We start from the raw sequence: 18266 nt of genomic DNA, 5'->3' as shown, positions 1-18266 counted from the left end.
GAACCAACGAGGTTGCGGCGGGGGGCGCACTCGGGCCCGGGGCGGGCGTTGCCACCAGCGGACGGCGCAAGGGGCGAGCCGGCGCGGGCGAGGATGCGCCGGTTTCGTCGCCGGGCAGGTCGCGGCCCTTGTCGGTGTCAATGACGATGGCGTCGAGCCCGCTGGCGCGCAGCTCGCTGCACCGTGCGGCGTCCTCGACTACGAAGTGTGCGCGCCAGAAGGGGTGGGCGAACCAGTTGCCCTGGAAGGCGTGAATGTACATGCCCTGCTCGACCTGCGAGGGCGCGATGCGCTTGAGAACCATGGATGGACTGTCCCTGTGCCGGGCGGCGATGGTGTCAGGACATCCTCTCTTTCCCATGATTACGCGTCCAAGGGGATCTACGTGACTGAGGCGTCGGAGGAGGCCATGGACAAGTGGCAGGCAAGGCGGCACCATCGCGCGTCGCAAGGCTCCGCAAAGAGGGCCGTGGTCGGTATCCTGCCTCTGGGAGATGGTCTTCGTGTTCAGCGCTGTCGGCCTTGTCGCCGCTCTTGCTCTCCTCATCCTCCTGACCGTGCGCGGGGTGCATATCCTGCTCGCCGCGCCAGCCTGCGCGGCGCTGGTGGCCGTGACCAGCGGTCTGGCCTTCTTGCCGCCGCTGGCGAACGCGGGAGAGGGAGATTTCGCGACAAGTTACATGGCCGGGTTCACCGGCTTCTTCGCCGACTGGTTCTGGATGTTTCTGCTGGGCGCGATTTTCGGCGAGGTCATGGCTGCGAGCGGGGCTGCGGCCAGCGTGGCGCGCGGGGTGGTCGCGCGCATCGGCCTTCGTCATGCGGTGTTGGCCGTGGTCGCGGCGGCGGCACTTCTCACCTATGGCGGGGTCTCGGTCTTCATCGTGGGGTTCGCGGTTTATCCGCTGGCGGTCCATCTCTTCCGCGAGGCGGATCTGCCGCGCCGGTTCATCCCGGCCGCGCTCGCGTTCGGATCGGTCACCTTCACGATGACCAGCGCAGGCTCGCCCGAGATCCAGAATTTGATCCCGATGCAGTACCTGGGCACCGATGCCTACGCGGCCTGGCCGGTCAGCCTGCTTGTCGCAAGCCTGATGGCGGGGCTGGGTTATGTCCTGCTCGACCGGATGGTGCACCGCGCGCGGACGCGGGGCGAGCGCTTCGAGGCGCGCAAGGGGGACAACGCACTCGCTGACCATCCGCACCTGCCGCCGCCGCTGTTGTGCCTTGTGCCGCTTCTTGCCGTGCTGGGCGTTTTTATGCTGTTCCAGTACCCGCAGGGCGTGCCGGGGCTGGCGTGGGCGCTGCCGGAGCAATCGCTGGGCAAGTGGGCGCTGGTGGTGGCGCTGGGCACGGGATGCCTGCTGGCGCTGGGCGTGGGCTATCGTGCCCGCGCGGCCCTGCCGGGCGCGTTCGCGCGCGCGGCGAGCGGGGCCGTGGTGGCAATCACCAACACCTGTGCGGTCGTCGGCTTCGGGTCGGTCGCCGCCCTTTCGCCTGCCTTCCAGATGGCGCTCGAGCGGCTGCAAGGGCTTCCGGGCAATCCCCTTATCGGCGCGGCCGTGGCGGTGACCGTTATCGCTGCGCTCACCGGCTCGGCCTCGGGCGGGCAGACTATCGCCCTGCCGCTGCTCGCGCCAGGTTACCTGGAAGCTGGAGCTGATACCGCGCAGCTGCACCGCACGGTCGCGATTGCCAGCGGCGCGCTCGATAGCTTGCCGCACAACGGCTATGTCGTGACCACCATCCGCGCCATCTGCGGGGAGACCCACAAGGCAGCCTACCCGGCTCTTGGCGTACTGACGGTGCTGGTACCGCTTCTCGGCCTCGCCCTTGCGATCGGCATATTTGTGCTGATCTGAGGTGCGGAGTTAACGCTAAAAAAAGGATATTGCGTCGGATTTTACTCACGTCCAATAAATGGACTTTCGAGATACCGGAAAAATGAACTCGCAATGATAAAGATACCAAGTGAAGCGGTGAGTGAGCGCGTGGCCTCAATCCTGGCCCGGCGCATCCTCTCGGGCGAACTGGCGCCGGGCCTGCGAATCAAGCAGGACGAGCTGGCCGCCGAGCTGAACACGAGCCGCATCCCCGTGCGCGATGCGCTGCGTATCCTGGAATCGCGGGGGCTGGTGACGATGCGCGCCAACACCGGCGCGCGGGTCGTCGCGCCCGCGCGCTCGGACATCGCCGCCGCGTTCGACATTCGCGAGCGTCTGGAGCCGCTGCTCCTGGCTGACAGCATGGCCAACTTCGGTGCTGAGGACGTTGAGGCCCTGCGCGCGCTAGTGCGCGCTGGGGAAGCTGCGACAACGGCGGAGGACATGATCGAGCATGGGCGCGAATTTCACTGGATGACCTACAGTCGCCATTCCTCGACGCTGCTGGCGACAATGGTCGAGCGTGTCTGGGACGTGGGCCAGGCTTTCGTTCTGGGCACGTGGAAGACGATGGATGCCGTGGCCGCCGAGCATGCCCGTCAGGACCATCTGCGCGAACACCATATGCTGTGCGAGGCTATCGCTCGGCGCGAGCTGGAAACCGCCCAGGCCGCGCTCGTGCTCCACGTGCGGCGCATCCGGGCCGTCGTGCTGGGCCAGATCGAGGGCGTGCACCTGGCGCAGGCCGCGAGGGGCTGACAATTCGTCTGCGGCGCCGTCAGGGCGCCGAGAAGCTTTCCTCCAGCGCAGCCGCGCGCGCCGCGGCCTCGCGCTCGGCGCGCTGCGCTTCCAGACGCGAGGGACTGGTGGCGTAGACCGCAATCGTCGCGGTGATGGCCCGGGGGGCGGCCTGGGTCCCATCCCCGGCAGGCGCCTGGGGCTCTTCGGGCGGGGAGACCAGCGCGCCATCGATCTGCGCGGCAATCCCGGCATCGGCGAGCAGGCGTGCAAGCGCGGTCAGCCGGGCATGATCGGCCCCCAAAATCGTCACTTCGCCAAGGCCCCAGCGCTGGAGCGCCCAGATACCGAGGTCGGTCGCGATGGCGTTCTCGGGGACCTGCGCGTCCTCGCTTGCTTCCAGCAACACCGTCAGGCGCGGCTGGGGCGGGGGCATCAGCCGCACCGTCCAGCCGTTGACGCCCTGGCTCGCCGCCTTCTCGGTGGCGCGGTAGTCGGCCAGCGTCCACTCGGGCGCGGGTACGGGCTCGAGGTAAACCATGCGCTGTGCGCGGTCGGTCCAGATCGAGCGGGTGGGCAGGCCGATCTTCTGGCGGATCGCCTTGTAGGGCGGAACGTCGGCGGCGATGCCCGCGGTTGTGCGCTCCATCGCGGCATCGACCATGGCCTGCGTCTGCGAGCGCACGTCGGCGGCGAGCACCTGCTGCAAGGAGACATCGACGTCCTCGCGCAGGGTTTCCTTGAGCGCGTTCTCGGCGGCGATCTCGGCGTTGCCGGTGTAGCTGGTGGCAATGACCAGCGCCTTGACCTTGGGGGAGCCGAGGAGGCTGGAGCTGACGTCGAGCTGGGCGATGGTCACTCCCCGGTCGCCGCAGGCAGCGATGATCGCCTCTTGCGCCGCGGACCGGATGCGCGCCTCGTTGGTGAGCTTCATCAGCGTCATCGTGAGCGGTGTCGCCAGCGCAAGGAAGGCGGCGACGAGGATCGTGGCGTAGCGCGGCGTCCACTCGACCTTGCCGAAGGGCCGCGCTGCGCCCGAAAGCCGCGCGATCAGGGCAAAGGCGAAGGTGATCGCGGCCAGGTTGGTGAGGAACAGGAGCAGTGCGCCCAGCGCGAACATTGGCTGGAGCACGCCGATGCCATAGCCGATGACGGTCAGCGGGGGCATCAGCGCGGTCGCGATGGCAACCCCGATGGCGGTCCCGCCCTTGCCGATGACGGTCGAATATCCGCCCGCGATGCCGGAGAACAGGGCGACCGCGAGGTCGAGCAGGTTGGGCTCGGTCCGCGCGAGGATCTCGGGCGTCGCGTTGCGGATGGGCGAGAGCCAGGTGAGGACGATGCCGGTGGCAATGCCGATCCCCGCGCCAATGGCGACGACGCGGATCGAATCGCGGATGCGGTGCCCGTCGAGCGAAGCAAAGCCGAAGCCCATCGCGGCAATCGGGCTCATCAGCGGGGAGACGAGCATCGCGCCGATGACGACCGCGGTCGAGGACTGGAGCAGGCCCAGGATCGCAATGCCTGCCGCGAGCGCGCACATCAGGACATAGCCGTGGGTGAGCTGGCCCTCCTGGCGTACCGTCTGGCGCAGGTCGTAGGCCTGGTCCGGACTCAGCTCGGGCAGCAGCACCGCGTGGGCGAACTTGACGCGCAGGACATGGAAGAATGCCTCGCCCCGGCGCACCCATTGCGGGCGAGCGGCCCACATCTCGTTGATCGGGCCCTTGGGCGTGAAGGGGGCCTCGGTATCGGCGCCGCGCGTGCCATCGCCGGGAAGCTGGGTTTCGGGCATGGCCGGATCAGGACCTTTGGGGGGAGTGGTCGATGTCACTGAGATGTTACCCGGCTTGGGCCGCGCGGGAGCTGCGCGACTGGATGGCGGAGATGAGGCGGGCGATGGTGCCGCCCTGGATGACGACGGCGAAGACGACGACTATATAGGTCACCGCGAGAAGTTCGGAGCGGATCTCGGCAAGTGGGAGCGAGAGCGCAAGCGCAATCGAGATGCCGCCGCGCAGACCGCCCCAGACCAGCGTGGGGAAGGCGAGGGGGCCCATGTCGATGGCCCTCTTCATCGCCAGCAGCGGCGCGCCGACCGCGAGTGCGCGCGAAGCGAGGACGATCCCCACTGTGGCGACCCCCACCAGCATGTATCCCGGCTCCAGGTCGAGCGCGATGACCTCCAGGCCGATCAGCAGGAACAGCACCGCGTTCAGGATCTCGTCGATGAGCGCCCAGAACTTGATAACGTGGTCGCGCGTGGTGTCGCTCATGGCATGGGCGATCCCGGCGTTGCCGATGATGAGCCCGGCAATCGCCATCGCGACAGGGCCGCTGACGTGGGTCGCCATGGCGAGGCTGTAGCCACCCATCACGACAGCGAGGGAGATCATCACCTCGATGTTGTATTCATCGATCGACTTCATCGCGGCAAAGCCGATGCCGCCCAGCGCAAGGCCCAGGGCCGCGCCGCCCAGCGCCTCGCGCGCGAAATTGCCGAGCGCGAAGGACCAGGTGAATTCCTCCGTGCCGGTTGCGAGCGCGATGAGGATCGTGAAGACGACAACGCCGATCCCGTCGTTGAACAAGCTCTCGCCCGCAACTGTCGCCTGGAGCGTTTCGGGCATGGCGGCACGCTTCATTACCGCCATGACCGAGACCGGGTCGGTCGGGCTGATGAGTGCGCCGAAGACCAGACACCAGGTGAGCGGGACCGGAATGCCCACGGCCAGCGAAAGCGCGTAGAACCCGGCGCCGACAAGGCAGGTCGAGAGGAGCACGCCCACGGTGCTGAAGACCAGGATCGGCAGGGCACCTTTTCGCATGTGCGCCCAGCTGACGTGCATCGCGCCCGCAAAGAGCAGGAACGAGAGCATCCCGTCCATAAGCGTCTTGGAGAAATCCAGATCGGCAAGGAAGCGCCCGAAGGTCGCCGAAAGGGTGCTGGTGGGAACCAGCTGGTCGTAAGCGACGAGGAGCAGCGAGGCGATTGTCCCCATGATCGTGAGCCCCACGGTCGAGGGCAGGCGCAGCGTGCGGTAGTTGAGATATCCGAGCGCGGCGGCCATCACGATCAGGAACGCGGCGGCATCGAAAGGGGAGAGTTCGTGCATCGTCCATCCTTAGCCCGCGCTACCGGGCTTGCCTAGCGGTCTCGGGGGCTGCTCCGGGGATCGGAACGCGGGCAAGTCCATTGGAAAGCGGGGTTCTTTTGTTCGGCGCTGCACAATTTGGCTTGCTGCATTGCAACCTTGTGGTAGCCATGGTGCCTCGTAGTTTCGGATTCCCGGGCGCGGTTGCGCTCCGTTCAGGCTTTTGGCCGTTCATGGGCCAGTTCTTGGGGTCGTCCTACGGGCGGGCTTCGGGGGCAGGTCCTTGTCGTTTGAGGAGAATCTCCGTGGCAGGCAGTCCTTCCGAGTTCGACGATCACATTGTTCGCGTACTGCGCCACCGCGTCGGCAAGGACGAGCGGGCGGCCAAGCACCACGACTGGTACAACGCGGCGATCTACGCGCTTCGCGATCACATCATCGATGACTGGATCGATTCCACGCGCCGCACTTACGAGACGGGCGGCAAGCGGGTCTACTACCTCTCGATGGAGTTCCTGATCGGGCGCCTCCTGCGCGATGCGCTCTCGAACATGGGCATGACGCGCGAGATGGAAAAGGCGCTCGCCGCGCACGGTCTCGACCTGGCCGAAATCGAGGAATTCGAACCCGACGCGGCGCTTGGCAACGGGGGGCTCGGGCGCCTCGCCGCCTGCTTCATGGAGAGCCTCGCCACCCTCGACATCCCGGCCTATGGCTACGGCATCCGCTACGTGAACGGCATGTTCCGCCAGCGCATCGACGATGGCTGGCAGGTGGAACTGCCCGAGACCTGGCTCGAACATGGCAATCCCTGGGAGTTCGAACGGCTGGAGAGCAGCTACCGCATCGGCTTTGGCGGCGAGGTGACGGTGGACGGGGACATTGCCTCCTGGCACCCGGCCGAGCAGGTCGAGGCGACCGCGGTCGATACGCCCGTCGTGGGCTACAAGGCCAAGCGGGTGAACACCTTGCGGTTGTGGAGCGCGACCGCGCTCGACCCGATCAAGCTCGACGCCTTCAACGCCGGGGACCACTTCGGTGCACTTTCAGAGCAGGTGCGCGCCGACAGTCTGGTGCGCGTGCTCTACCCGGCCGATTCCAGCCCGGCGGGCCAGGAACTGCGCCTGCGCCAGGAGTACTTCTTCACCGCGGCCTCGGTGCAGGACATCGTGCGCCGCCACATGCAGTACGAAGGCGATATCCGCACGCTGCCCGAGAAGGCCTCGATCCAGCTCAACGACACGCACCCGTCCGTCGCCGTGGCCGAGCTGATGCGGCTCATGGTCGATGTCCACCAGCTCGAATTCAATGAGGCCTGGGAGGTGTGCCGCAAGACCATCTCCTACACGAACCACACGCTCTTGCCCGAAGCGCTGGAGACCTGGCCCCTGCCGCTGTTCGAACGGCTTTTGCCGCGCCACATGCAGATCATCTACGCGATCAATAGCCGCATCCTGCGCGAGGCGCGTAAGGCGGGCTGTGACGATGGCCAGATCGCCGCAATTTCGCTCATCGACGAATCGGGGGAGCGGCGCGTGCGCATGGCGAACCTCGCCTTTGTCGGCGCGCATTCGGTGAACGGCGTGGCCGCGCTGCATACAGAGCTCATGAAGGAGACGGTCTTTGCCGACCTCCACACGCTCTACCCCGCGCGGATCAACAACAAGACCAACGGCGTCACCCCGCGACGCTGGCTCCAGCAGTGCAACCCGGGCCTCACCAAGGTCATCCGCGAGGCGATCGGCGATGGCTTCATCCAGGACGCGGAGAAGCTGTCCGGGCTCAACGCGCTGGCCACAGACGTGCAGCTGGGCGAGCGCATTGCCGAGGTAAAGCGCGCCAACAAGGTCGCCCTGGCCGAGCATCTGAAGGCTACAATGGGCATTCGCCTCAACCCCGACGCGCTCTTCGACGTCCAGATCAAACGCATCCACGAATACAAGCGCCAGCTTCTCAACCTGATCGAGACGGTCGCGCTCTACGACCAGATCCGCAGCCACCCCGAGCGCGACTGGGTGCCGCGCGTCAAGATTTTCGGTGGCAAGGCGGCGTCGAGCTACCACAACGCCAAGCTGGTCATCAAACTGGCCAACGACATCGGCCGGCGGGTCAATTCCGACCCTTCCGTGGGCGGACTGCTCAAGGTCGTCTTCGTGCCCAACTACAATGTCAGCCTGGCCGAGAAGATCATACCCGCCGCCGACCTTTCCGAGCAGATCTCGACCGCCGGGATGGAGGCCTCGGGCACGGGCAACATGAAGTTCGCGCTGAACGGCGCGCTCACCATCGGCACGCTCGACGGCGCGAATGTCGAGATCAGGGACAAGGTCGGGGGCGAGAACATCGTCATCTTCGGCCTGACGGCCGAGGAAGTCGCCGAGCGGCGCGCCAACGGCTACGATCCGCGCGCTCTGATCGAAGGCTCACGCGAGCTGGGCCAGGCGCTCTCGATGATCGCCTCGGGCGTCTTCTCGCCCGACGACCGGGACCGTTACGCGGGGCTGATCGGTGGCCTCTACGAGCATGACTGGTTCATGTGCGCGGCCGATTTCGAAAGCTACGCCGAAGCGCAGCGCACCGTCGATGCGCGCTGGCGCGATTCCGCCGCGTGGCGCAGCTGCGCCATCCGTAACATCGCCAACGTGGGCTGGTTCTCCTCGGACCGCACGATTGCCGAATACGCCAAGGAAATCTGGAAAGTTACGTGAAGCCTCCTGAAAGTTCTCTCGATGCCCTGCTGGATGGCACGCATGGCGATCCCTTCTCGCTTCTGGGCGTCCACTCTGGCCCCGGCGGCACCTTCGCGCGTGCGATCCTGCCCGGCGCCGAGACCGCAGAGGCCTTCTCGATCGACGGGCAATGCCTGGGCGAGGTTGCCCGGATCGATCCGCGCGGCCTGTTCGAGGGCTACCTCCTGGGTGCGGTGCAACCCGTGCGCTACCGCTGCTCGACCGCGACGCGCGACTGGATCCAGACCGACCCCTACAGCTTCGCCCCCGTGCTTGGCCCCATCGACGACCTGCTGATCGCGCAAGGCACCCACATGCGCCTGTTCGACAAGCTGGGCGCCCACCTCATCGAGCACCAGGGCGCCAAGGGCGTCCATTTCGCGGTCTGGGCCCCCAACGCCCAGCGCGTCAGCGTCGTTGGGGATTTCAACGACTGGGACGCAGCGCGCCATGTCATGCGCCACCGCCGCGACATCGGCGTCTGGGAGATCTTCGTTCCCGATATCCGGGATTACCGGGCCTACAAGTTCCACGTTGTCGGGCCCGATGGCGTCGCCCGCCCGCTCAAGGCCGATCCCTTCGCCTTCATGACCGAGGTGCGCCCCCGCACGGCCTCGATCACCGCGCGCGTGGAAAAGCCCGACTGGAACGATGCGGTCCACCGCAGCCACTGGGCCGGCGTCGATGCGCGCCGCGTGCCGGTCTCGATTTACGAGGTTCATGCCGGGTCCTGGCAGCGCGACCGCTGGAACTGGTTCCTCAACTGGGACGAGATGGCCGACCAGCTCATCCCCTACGTGGTCGACATGGGCTTCACCCATATTGAGTTCCTGCCCATCGCCGAGCACCCCTACGATCCCTCCTGGGGCTACCAGACCACGGGGCTCTATGCGCCGTCTGCGCGCTTTGGCGAACCGGCGGGGTTCGCCCGCTTCGTCGAAGGGGCGCACAAGGCCGGGATCGGCGTGATCCTCGACTGGGTGCCCGCCCATTTCCCGACCGACGAACACGGCCTTGTCCGCTTCGACGGCACCGCGCTCTACGAACACGAGGACTGGCGCCAGGGCTTCCACCCGGACTGGAATACCCTCATCTACAATTTCGGTCGCAAGGAAGTGGCGAGCTTCCTCATCAACAACGCGCTGTTCTGGGCCGAGCGCTACCATGTCGATGGCCTGCGCGTGGATGCGGTCGCCTCGATGCTCTACCGCGATTATTCGCGCAAGGAGGGCGAGTGGACGCCCAACGCGGAAGGCGGCCGCGAGAACTGGGAGGCGGTGGAGTTCCTGCGCGCGGTCAACCGCACGCTCTACGCCGAGCATCCCGGCATCATGACCTTCGCCGAGGAATCGACCGCCTGGCCCGGCGTGAGTGCTCCCGCCGATGAGCCGCAGAACGGCACGCGCGGCACCGCGCTCGGCTTCGGGTTCAAGTGGAATATGGGCTTCATGCACGATACTCTGCGCTACATGGGCCGCGATCCGGTGCACCGCCAGTTCCACCACGAGGACATCACCTTTGGCCTGATGTATGCCTTCTCGGAGAACTTTGTGTTGCCTCTCAGCCATGACGAGGTCGTTCATGGCAAGGGCTCGCTGCTTGCCAAGATGAGCGGAGATGACTGGCAGCAGTTCGCGAACCTTCGCGCCTACTATGGCCTCATGTGGGGCTATCCCGGCAAGAAGCTGCTGTTCATGGGGCAGGAATTCGCGCAGCGCCGCGAGTGGAGCGAGGAGCGTGCGCTCGACTGGCACCTGCGCGAGGCACCCGCGCATGAGGGCGTGCGCAACCTGGTGCGCGATCTCAACCGGCTTTACCGCGACAAGCCCGCGCTGCACGAGCGCGACTGCGAGGGGGAGGGCTTCGAGTGGCTCGTCGTGGACGATGCGACGAACTCGGTCTTTGCCTGGGTGCGTAAGGCGCCCGGCGCCAGGTCCGTGGTGGTGATCAGCAATATGACGCCCAACCTTCTGAAGGACTATGCGCTTGCCCTGCCGGGTGAGGGCAACTGGCGCGAGATCCTGAACACGGATTCGGTCTATTACGGCGGATCGGGCAAGGGCAATCTGGGGCAGATCAGGGCCGCTGGCGGGCGCGCCCATGTCACCTTGCCGCCGCTTGCCACGATCATGCTGGAATATGCGGGATAGGAGCAGGCCGCGGGCCATGAGAGGATAGACGGACGATGAAGACCCCCAGTCCACAACCCCTAGCGCGCGACGCCATGGCCTACGTCCTGGCCGGTGGGCGCGGAAGCCGTCTCAAGGAGCTGACCGACAACCGGGCCAAACCTGCGGTCTACTTCGGGGGCATGAGCCGGATCATCGACTTTGCGCTCTCCAACGCGATCAATTCGGGCATCCGGCGCATCGGCGTTGCGACCCAGTACAAGGCGCATAGCCTCATCCGGCACATGAACCGGGCCTGGAACTTCATGCGGCCCGAGCGCAACGAGAGCTTCGACATCCTGCCTGCCTCGCAGCGTATCTCGGAGTACATGTGGTACGAGGGCACGGCCGATGCGGTATTTCAGAACATCGACATCATCGCCGCACACGCGCCGCGCTACATGGTGATCCTGGCGGGCGATCACATCTATAAGATGGACTACGAGGTCATGCTGCGCGAGCATGTCGAATCGGGCGCGGATGTCACCGTGGGGTGCCTCACCGTGCCGCGCGCCGATGCGACGGCCTTTGGTGTGATGCACGTCGATGAAAATGACTTCATCACCTCGTTCCTGGAAAAGCCTGATGATCCGCCGGGCATCCCGGGCGATCCAGAACACGCGCTCGCCTCCATGGGCATCTACGTGTTCGAGACCGAGTTCCTCTTCGACCAGCTGCGGCGGGATGCCGCCGACCCTGATTCCAAGCGGGATTTCGGCGGTGACATCATCCCCTACATCGTCGGGCACGGGAAGGCGAAGGCGCACCGCTTCACCGCCTCGTGCATCCGGGCGGCCGAGGAGATCGAGGAATACTGGCGCGATGTCGGCACCGTGGACGCCTATTTCGAGGCCAACCTCGACCTCACAGACACCGTCCCCAAGCTCGACATGTACGACCGTGACTGGCCGATCTGGACGGACACCGTGGTTGCCGCGCCCGCCAAGTTCGTCCACGATCAGGACGGACGGCGCGGGCAGGCAATCTCCTCGCTGATAAGCCAGGACTGTATTGTCTCGGGCTCGCTGGCGCGTCGCTCGCTGCTCTTCACCGGTGTGAAGATGGGCAGCTGGTCCGAAGTCAACGAGGCGGTTATCCTGCCCTACTGCAACATCGGACGTAACGCGCGCCTCAGCCGCGTGGTTATCGATTCGGGCGTACGCATCCCCGAAGGTCTGGTCGTGGGCGAAGACCCCGAGCTTGACGCGGTGCGCTTTCGTCGTACCGAAAAGGGCGTGTGCCTCATCACCAAGGCCATGATCGACCGGCTGGAGCTGTAGACCTTGCCCGATATTCGTGTCCTGTCTGTCGCTTCGGAGGCGGTCCCGCTGGTCAAGACAGGTGGTCTCGCCGATGTCGTGGGGGCGCTTCCGGGCGCGCTTGCGGGCGAAGGCGTGGCGGTCACCACGTTGCTTCCGGGCTACCCTTCCGTGCTCAAGGCGCTGGGCCGCGCGCGCGCAGTCTACACCTGGCCGGACCTGTTCGGCGGTCCGGCGCGCCTCCTTGCTGGCAAGCTGGGAGCGCATCCGCTTTACGTTCTCGATGCGCCCGATCTGTTCACGCGTGAGGGGCTCCCCTACGCCGACGCGACGGGCAAGGACTGGCCCGACAACTGGCGCCGCTTCTGCGCACTGGGCCGCGCGGCGGCCGATGTCGCGGGCGGGGCGGTCACTGTGCGCGGCAAGGCGCAGCGTTTCGATCTGCTCCACGCGCACGACTGGCAGGGGGCCATGGCCGCGGCCTACACCCGCTATGCGCCTTTTGGCGGGGCCTCGGTGCCGAGCGTGGTCACGGTCCACAACATTGCTTTCCAGGGCCGCTTCGAGGCCGCGATCTTTGCCGAGACGGGCCTGCCGAGCCGGGCCTGGCACATGCAGGGCGTGGAATATTACGGCGGCTTCGGCATGCTCAAGGCGGGGCTTTTCTGCGCCGATGCGATCACCACCGTCAGCCCGACCTACGCGCGCGAGATCCGCAGTCCGCGCTTTGGCATGGGCCTCGAAGGCCTTATCGCCGAACGGGGAAACGCGGTCCACGGCATCCTCAATGGCATTGATGGCCAGCTGTGGAACCCGGCCTGTGACCCCAGCCTTGCGGCCAGCTACACCGCGCGCACGCTGGGCCGAAAGGCGCTTAACACGCGCGCGCTTGAGGCCGAGTTCGGTCTGGTCGAGGAGGAAGGCCCGCTTTTCGTCGCGATCACGCGCCTCACCTGGCAAAAGGGCATGGATCTCCTGCCCGAGATGGCCGATCACCTAGTGGCCCAAGGCGCGCGACTGGCGGTGCTGGGATCGGGCGATGCCGAACTCGAAGCGCAGCTGCGCGCGGTGGCCGCGCGCCATCCGGGGCGCGTCGCGGTGCGCATCGGCTATGATGAGGCGCTTTCCCACCAAATGCAGGCGGGAGGTGATGCGATCCTCATTCCCTCGCGCTTCGAACCCTGCGGCCTGACCCAGCTTTACGGCCTCGCCTATGGCTGTGTCCCCGTAGTCGCCCGCACCGGGGGGCTGGCGGACACCGTGATCGACGCCAACCCGGCCGCGCTGGCTGCGGGTGTAGCCACGGGCATCCAGTTCGACGGTGTGGACGCCGAGAACGTGGCCGCGGCCATTGAACGCACGGTCGCACTCTATGGTCACAAGGACGACTGGCAGCGCATCCAGAAGAACGGGATGAAGGCCGATTTCTCATGGGCGGCGAGCGGCCGGGCTTACGCGCGGCTCTACAAGGACCTGATCGGATGACCGGGCTGGGGGCGCAGGTGCAAGGCGGGGCCACCCGTTTCGCGGTGCGCGCGCCCCGGGCCGAGCAGGTCTGGCTGTGCCTGTTCGATGATACGGGCGCCGAAACGCGCCGCGCAATGCACCGCGATGGAGATGTCTGGACCCTCGGGTGTCCCGGGGACCTTTCCGGGGCGCTCTATGGCTACCGTGCGAACGGGACCTGGGCACCCGAAGACGGGCTCTGGTTCGATCCGGCCAAACTGCTGGTGGACCCCTACGCCCTCGAGCTTGACGGCCGCTTCGTGCAGGATCCCGCGTTTGCCCGCTTCGGCGAGGATACTGCCCACCTCGTACCGCGCGCGCGGGTGGCAGCCCCGCGCGATACGCTGGCGGCCGCTCCTCCGGTCCTGCGCCCGGGCGGGCTCGTCTACGAAGTCAACGTGCGCGGCTTTACTATGTGCCATCCCGAGGTGCCCGAAGCGCTGCGCGGGACCGTGGGCGCACTTGCACACCCTGCCGTTCTCGCCCACTTGCGCAAGCTGGGTGTGGGGGCGGTCGAACTCATGCCCATCGTCGCCTGGATCGACGAGCGCCACTTGCCCCCGCTCGGGCTAGTCAACGCCTGGGGGTACAATCCGGTCGCGATGATGGCGCTCGACCCCGGCCTGTGCCCCGGCGGAGTGGCCGAGCTGCGCGCAACTGTCGCTACCTTGCGCGAACACGGCATCGGGGTGGTGCTCGATCTGGTCTTCAACCATTCGGGCGAAAGCGACCGCGAGGGAGGCGTGCTCTCGCTGCGCGGGCTCGACAACGCGGCCTATGCCCACGCGGGCGATGGTTCGCTCATCAACGATACGGGCTGCGGCAATACGCTCGACTTCGCGAACCCGGCGGTGCGCGCGCTCACCCGCGCGGCCTTGCGCCACTTTGTTGAGAATGCCGGTGTCGACGGCTTCCGCTTCGATCTCGCGCCTGTCCTCGCGCGCGGTCCCGGCTTCGCACCCGATGCCATCATCTTTGCCGAGATCGCCGACGACCCGGTGCTGGCGGACCGCATCCTGATCGCCGAGCCCTGGGACATCGGCCCGGGCGGCTATCAGCTTGGCCAATTCCCCGAAAACTGGCTGGAGTGGAACGACCGCTTCCGCGACGATGTGCGCCGCTTCTGGAAGGGCGAGGCGGGCGTGGGCGTGCTCGCGAAGCGGCTGGCCGGGTCGAGCGACGTGTTCGGGGAAAGTTCGCCGCAGCGCCCCTGCCGCTCGGTCAATTTCCTGGCCGCGCACGACGGCTTCACGCTCGCGGACACGGTCACCTATGCCCAGCGCCACAACGAGGCGAATGGCGAGGACAACCGCGACGGTCATGGTGAGAACCACAGCTGGAACCATGGTACTGAAGGGCCAAGCACAGACCCTGCGATAGAGGTGGCGCGGCGGCGCGACCTGAAGGCCATGCTCGCCACGCTGTTCGCTTCGACCGGAACGATCATGCTGACCGCGGGCGACGAGTTCGGCCGCAGCCAGCGGGGCAACAACAACGCCTATTGCCAGGACAATCCGATCGGCTGGATCGACTGGTCGTCGCGCGATCTGGAACTGGAAGAGCATGTCGCGCGTCTTTCCGCGTTGCGCCGGGAAGCGCAGGACCTTCTGGCCGCACTCCCGCAGGAGACGCTTTGGCTGGCCGGACCTGACCAGCCCATGACCGTGGAGGATTGGGAGGACCCGGCCCGCGCAGCGCTTCGCCTCGTACGGGCGCAGGCGCCCGGCGCCAGGGCTTTGCATCTGATCCTCGACAGGGACGCGCGTGAGGTGTCCTTCGCGTGGAAGGATGCCTGACTGGGTGTTTCAGGCCGGGCACCGTCCCGGCTGGGACAGGCGGATCCGATAGTCGGCAGTGGCGGGCCTGAGGCCCGAGGCGCTGGCGACGGTAATCTCTAGCCGGGCGGGTGTCTCACTGTGCAGGCGCCGTTTCAGGTGAACGGGCGCCGTGACCGTAAAGGCATCCAGCTCCTTGGCGCCCAGCCGTAGCCCCACATCGAGCGCGCCCGAGGTGGGGGTGAGTTCCAGGTCCAGCTCGAGTTCGGTGTTCGGGGCGATGGCGATGCTCTGGACAAGGGCACCGTCCTTGCGTCCGAACGCGGGACGCAGGCTGGTCCCGTCGATCCGCGCCCCGCGATGCGCCGCGAGGCTGAGGTACGGGGTCCAGGGTACACCGCGCCGCTCTTGCCCGGGCATGGCTGAGAGCGGTCTGTCGACGCCACCGATCCGGGCCAGACTTCGGAACAGATCCTTCGAAGGCGTGCCCTCATGCGGGGAGGGATAGGAAAACTGCAGGCGGCTGTCCGCAATCTGTGTCTGGCAGCCCAGCGCGAAAGGAGGGCGCGTCTGCGGTTGGTCGGCGAGGAGGACCAGGGCGCGGGTCTCCGCCAGGGTCAGCTCGTCGTCGGGAAGGGGGCGTCCTTGCGCGTCGAAGGCCCGAACCCCCGGTGCCGTGATGTGCAGTGCGCGCGGTACGCCCCAGACGACCCAGGCGCGCGTCCCGAACGCGGCGGCAAAGGTGAAGTCATCGACGGGGAGGCGGCGCACCGGTTGTCCGGCTAGATGCTCTCCCACAAAGCGGAAGGCGTCACCGGTCGGAGTGATCCGTCCCGCTTGATCGATGAGGGGCTTCTGCCGGTCGCCGCGCGGGTTGAGTGGATACCAGTCGACTTCGGTTGCGCCGAGGCTGGCGAGAACCGTAAAGGTGCGCACCAGGTCGTCTGGTGCCTGCCGGGGGCGGGCGCTGGAAAATTCGGTGACGGTCAGGCTGCGCGTCCCCACTGCCGGGCTCTGGCACAGCAGGGCGAACTGCGCGGGCAACTGGTCGATCGGGGTGGTGTAGGGATGGAGGGCCAGCCCCTCTATGGCGCCGGTCCTGTCCTTTTCGAGCAAGGGCCACAGGAAGCCCGCTGGAAGCGAGTGGGTGGCCCCGCCCAGCACCGTGATGTCCGGGCGCTCGGCCTTCACCGCTGCGGAAGCCGCGCGGACCATGGCCAGATGGTAGTCCGCGCGGCGGGGCAGGCCGTCCGTTTTGACTTTGCCGTTCACGAAGTTCGCGCCGTTGACCTCGTTGCCGATCTCCAGGGTGTCGATGGCCGGAAAGCGCCTGACCGCTGCGCGCGCGAAGCGGCCGAATGCGGCCAGAGCCTCGGCGCTATGCGGTGTTTCCCCGCCGTCGTAGAGTGGGTTGCCCCAATTGAGCGTGAGGGTCAGGTGCGCCCCGTTCCGGGCGAGTTCGTCAGGATAGAGGTTGCGCGCGCCCTCAAACCGGTAGCGGCCTCTAGCGCGTTCAATATCCTTCCAGCGCAGGCTGTCACGAAACCGGGTAACGCCCAGCCGGGTGGCGGCCTTCAGGGTTCGAGGGTTCCAACCCTGTGCGAAATTGGATGCAGCGCCCAGCCGTGTGCCAGCCATATTCTGCATCTGCGGGCTGCAAAACCTGGAGAGAGGTGCGGCAAAGGCATCGATGGGCAGGGCTGGCGACAGGCAGGCGGCGACTGCCAGGGGCCAGATCGGAAGGTGCCTGTGCAACATCAAGGCGCCTCAAAGCGGCGCGAGGGCGAGGGCTTCACGAATGGCGGCGGCAAGCGTGGCAATATCGGCCTCGGCCTGGTCAAGCGTGGCCCGGCGGGCGGCGGGGGCGATGCCCTGCGCCAGCTGGTGCGTGATGCGCTCTGCGGCGGTGGCCGGAGAGGCCCGGGTGATATCGACGAGGTGATCGCTGCAGTCGACCGAGGCCAGGAACGCAGCGAGCTTCGCGTCCCAGGCAAGCGCCAAAAAGGGGACCGCGCAGGAATAGGCCGCGATGATCGCGTGCATGCGGAAGGCGACCAATCCATCGAGATCGGAGATGCAGGCGACCAGATCGCCCGGGTTCCGGATTTCGGGAAAGGCGACCCGCCGAGGGCCCTCGGCACGTTCGAAGCGCAGGCGCAGGCGCTCAACGGCGGCGCGGTCTTCCGGGCTGCCATTGGAAAAGACGCTGAGGTAATAGCCGCGCGCCAGCAGATCACGGCCGAGCGCGAGGTACCAGGCGTCGAGCGCCTCTTCGGTGAGCATCTGACCACCATGGTAGGCGACCGCGAGCGCGCTCATCACGTTGAGGCCGATACGGGCCGGTGCCGAGGGGCGCATGTCACGGACAGCCTGTTTCGGCGCGCCGTACTGGCGCGCGGCAAGCAGCCCCGGATCGCGCACCACGCCAGCATCTAGGCCGAAAGCATCGCCAGCGAGTTCCTGCCACAGTTCGCGTGAGCGGGCATCGCGCACCCACACCCGGCGCACTTGTCCGCAGCGCAGGGCCCGGTGAAGCCGGGCCCTGCCCTCCTTGCTCCAGCCGGGCGATACGCCCAGGCCGTAGAGGAAGATCGGCAGGTTGCGCCTGGCCGCGCTTTCGATCGCAAGCGCCAGCTTGGTGGGGAAGTTGAGGTCCATGTCAGCCAGCAAGTTGCCGCCCCCGATCACCACCGCGTCTGCCTGCTCCAGTTCGGCGGCGTAGTGGGGAGCCCAGGTCCGCCTTGAGGCCAGTGCCAGCGGCAGGCGTACCGCTTCGCGCCGCAGTGGGGAGGGCAGGGCGTGGAGAAGTTGCAAGGCATGCGTGCGCGCAGCGGTGCCCTTGGAATAGGCGGTGCGGCCTGCAAGGTCGATGGAGCGGGCCTGGGCAGCGCCATGCCGGGCCAAGCCGCCCTCAAGGCACTCACTGAGAAGTCCGTCGCCCAGGTTCGGGCTGTACTTCACGTTGAATATGCGCACGTTCGGGCCGTCCTCAAGAGAGGAAGCCGAAGGCGGGGCCACGCCCATCGCGCAGGTTCGTGCAGTGCTCATATCAAAGGGGTGCGGGAAACAGCGCAGGCCCACCAGTGGAACTACCGCCCTTTTGGACCCAATTTCGC

General features: G+C 66.8%; 12 protein-coding genes. 7 read left to right on the top strand and 5 right to left on the bottom strand.

Annotated elements, in window-relative coordinates; translation table 11 throughout:
* Nucleotides 1-304, bottom strand: a 304-nt coding sequence (locus FMM79_RS05035; RefSeq protein ID WP_148626454.1) for a DUF3391 domain-containing protein, incomplete at its 3' end; no start/stop codon positions are given.
* 199 nt (nucleotides 305-503) lie between these two features.
* Between FMM79_RS05035 and FMM79_RS05030 the strand changes: the two genes are divergently transcribed.
* Complete coding sequence (locus tag FMM79_RS05030; protein ID WP_148626453.1) at nucleotides 504-1859, top strand: GntP family permease; 1356 nt, start codon at nucleotides 504-506, stop codon at nucleotides 1857-1859.
* A gap of 93 nt (nucleotides 1860-1952) precedes the next feature.
* Nucleotides 1953-2639, top strand: a complete 687-nt coding sequence (locus tag FMM79_RS05025) for a GntR family transcriptional regulator (protein WP_148626452.1) — start codon at nucleotides 1953-1955, stop codon at nucleotides 2637-2639.
* A 19-nt stretch (nucleotides 2640-2658) separates the two neighbouring features.
* Here FMM79_RS05025 and FMM79_RS05020 read toward each other — a convergent pair whose 3' ends face one another.
* Nucleotides 2659-4413: a TIGR00341 family protein gene (locus FMM79_RS05020; RefSeq protein WP_148626451.1), complete on the bottom strand. Its 1755-nt coding sequence runs from the start codon at nucleotides 4411-4413 to the stop codon at nucleotides 2659-2661.
* A 46-nt stretch (nucleotides 4414-4459) separates the two neighbouring features.
* Complete coding sequence (locus FMM79_RS05015; protein WP_148626450.1) at nucleotides 4460-5734, bottom strand: sodium:proton antiporter; 1275 nt, start codon at nucleotides 5732-5734, stop codon at nucleotides 4460-4462.
* A 284-nt stretch (nucleotides 5735-6018) separates the two neighbouring features.
* Between FMM79_RS05015 and FMM79_RS05010 the strand changes: the two genes are divergently transcribed.
* Genes FMM79_RS05010 through glgX form a run of 5 tightly spaced genes read left to right on the top strand, consistent with a single transcriptional unit; the run spans nucleotide 6019 to nucleotide 15171 of the window.
* Complete coding sequence (locus FMM79_RS05010; RefSeq protein WP_240338990.1) at nucleotides 6019-8421, top strand: glycogen/starch/alpha-glucan phosphorylase; 2403 nt, start codon at nucleotides 6019-6021, stop codon at nucleotides 8419-8421.
* On the top strand, nucleotides 8418-10592 hold the full coding sequence (gene glgB / locus FMM79_RS05005) for a 1,4-alpha-glucan branching protein GlgB (protein ID WP_148626448.1): 2175 nt from the start codon (nucleotides 8418-8420) through the stop codon (nucleotides 10590-10592). Before FMM79_RS05010 ends, glgB begins: the two co-directional genes overlap by 4 nt.
* Before the next feature lie 35 nt (nucleotides 10593-10627).
* Complete coding sequence (gene glgC, locus FMM79_RS05000; RefSeq protein WP_148626447.1) at nucleotides 10628-11890, top strand: glucose-1-phosphate adenylyltransferase; 1263 nt, start codon at nucleotides 10628-10630, stop codon at nucleotides 11888-11890.
* Nucleotides 11891-11902: 12 nt separating this feature from the next.
* Nucleotides 11903-13354, top strand: a complete 1452-nt coding sequence (gene glgA, locus FMM79_RS04995) for a glycogen synthase GlgA (protein WP_371710849.1) — start codon at nucleotides 11903-11905, stop codon at nucleotides 13352-13354.
* Complete coding sequence (glgX, locus tag FMM79_RS04990) at nucleotides 13351-15171, top strand: glycogen debranching protein GlgX (protein ID WP_148626445.1); 1821 nt, start codon at nucleotides 13351-13353, stop codon at nucleotides 15169-15171. Before glgA ends, glgX begins: the two co-directional genes overlap by 4 nt.
* A gap of 9 nt (nucleotides 15172-15180) precedes the next feature.
* Here glgX and FMM79_RS04985 read toward each other — a convergent pair whose 3' ends face one another.
* A complete protein-coding gene (locus tag FMM79_RS04985; protein ID WP_148626444.1) occupies nucleotides 15181-16797 on the bottom strand; it encodes a hypothetical protein in 1617 nt (538 codons plus the stop codon).
* 120 nt (nucleotides 16798-16917) lie between these two features.
* A complete protein-coding gene (locus FMM79_RS04980) occupies nucleotides 16918-18198 on the bottom strand; it encodes a polysaccharide pyruvyl transferase family protein (protein WP_148626443.1) in 1281 nt (426 codons plus the stop codon).
* Nucleotides 18199-18266: the final 68 nt, after the last annotated feature.

Source organism: Novosphingobium sp. BW1 (genome assembly GCF_008107685.1).
Taxonomy (GTDB): domain Bacteria; phylum Pseudomonadota; class Alphaproteobacteria; order Sphingomonadales; family Sphingomonadaceae; genus Novosphingobium.
The sequence above is the reverse complement of the archived record's forward strand: the minus strand, read 5'-3'. Positions and strand labels throughout refer to the sequence as shown.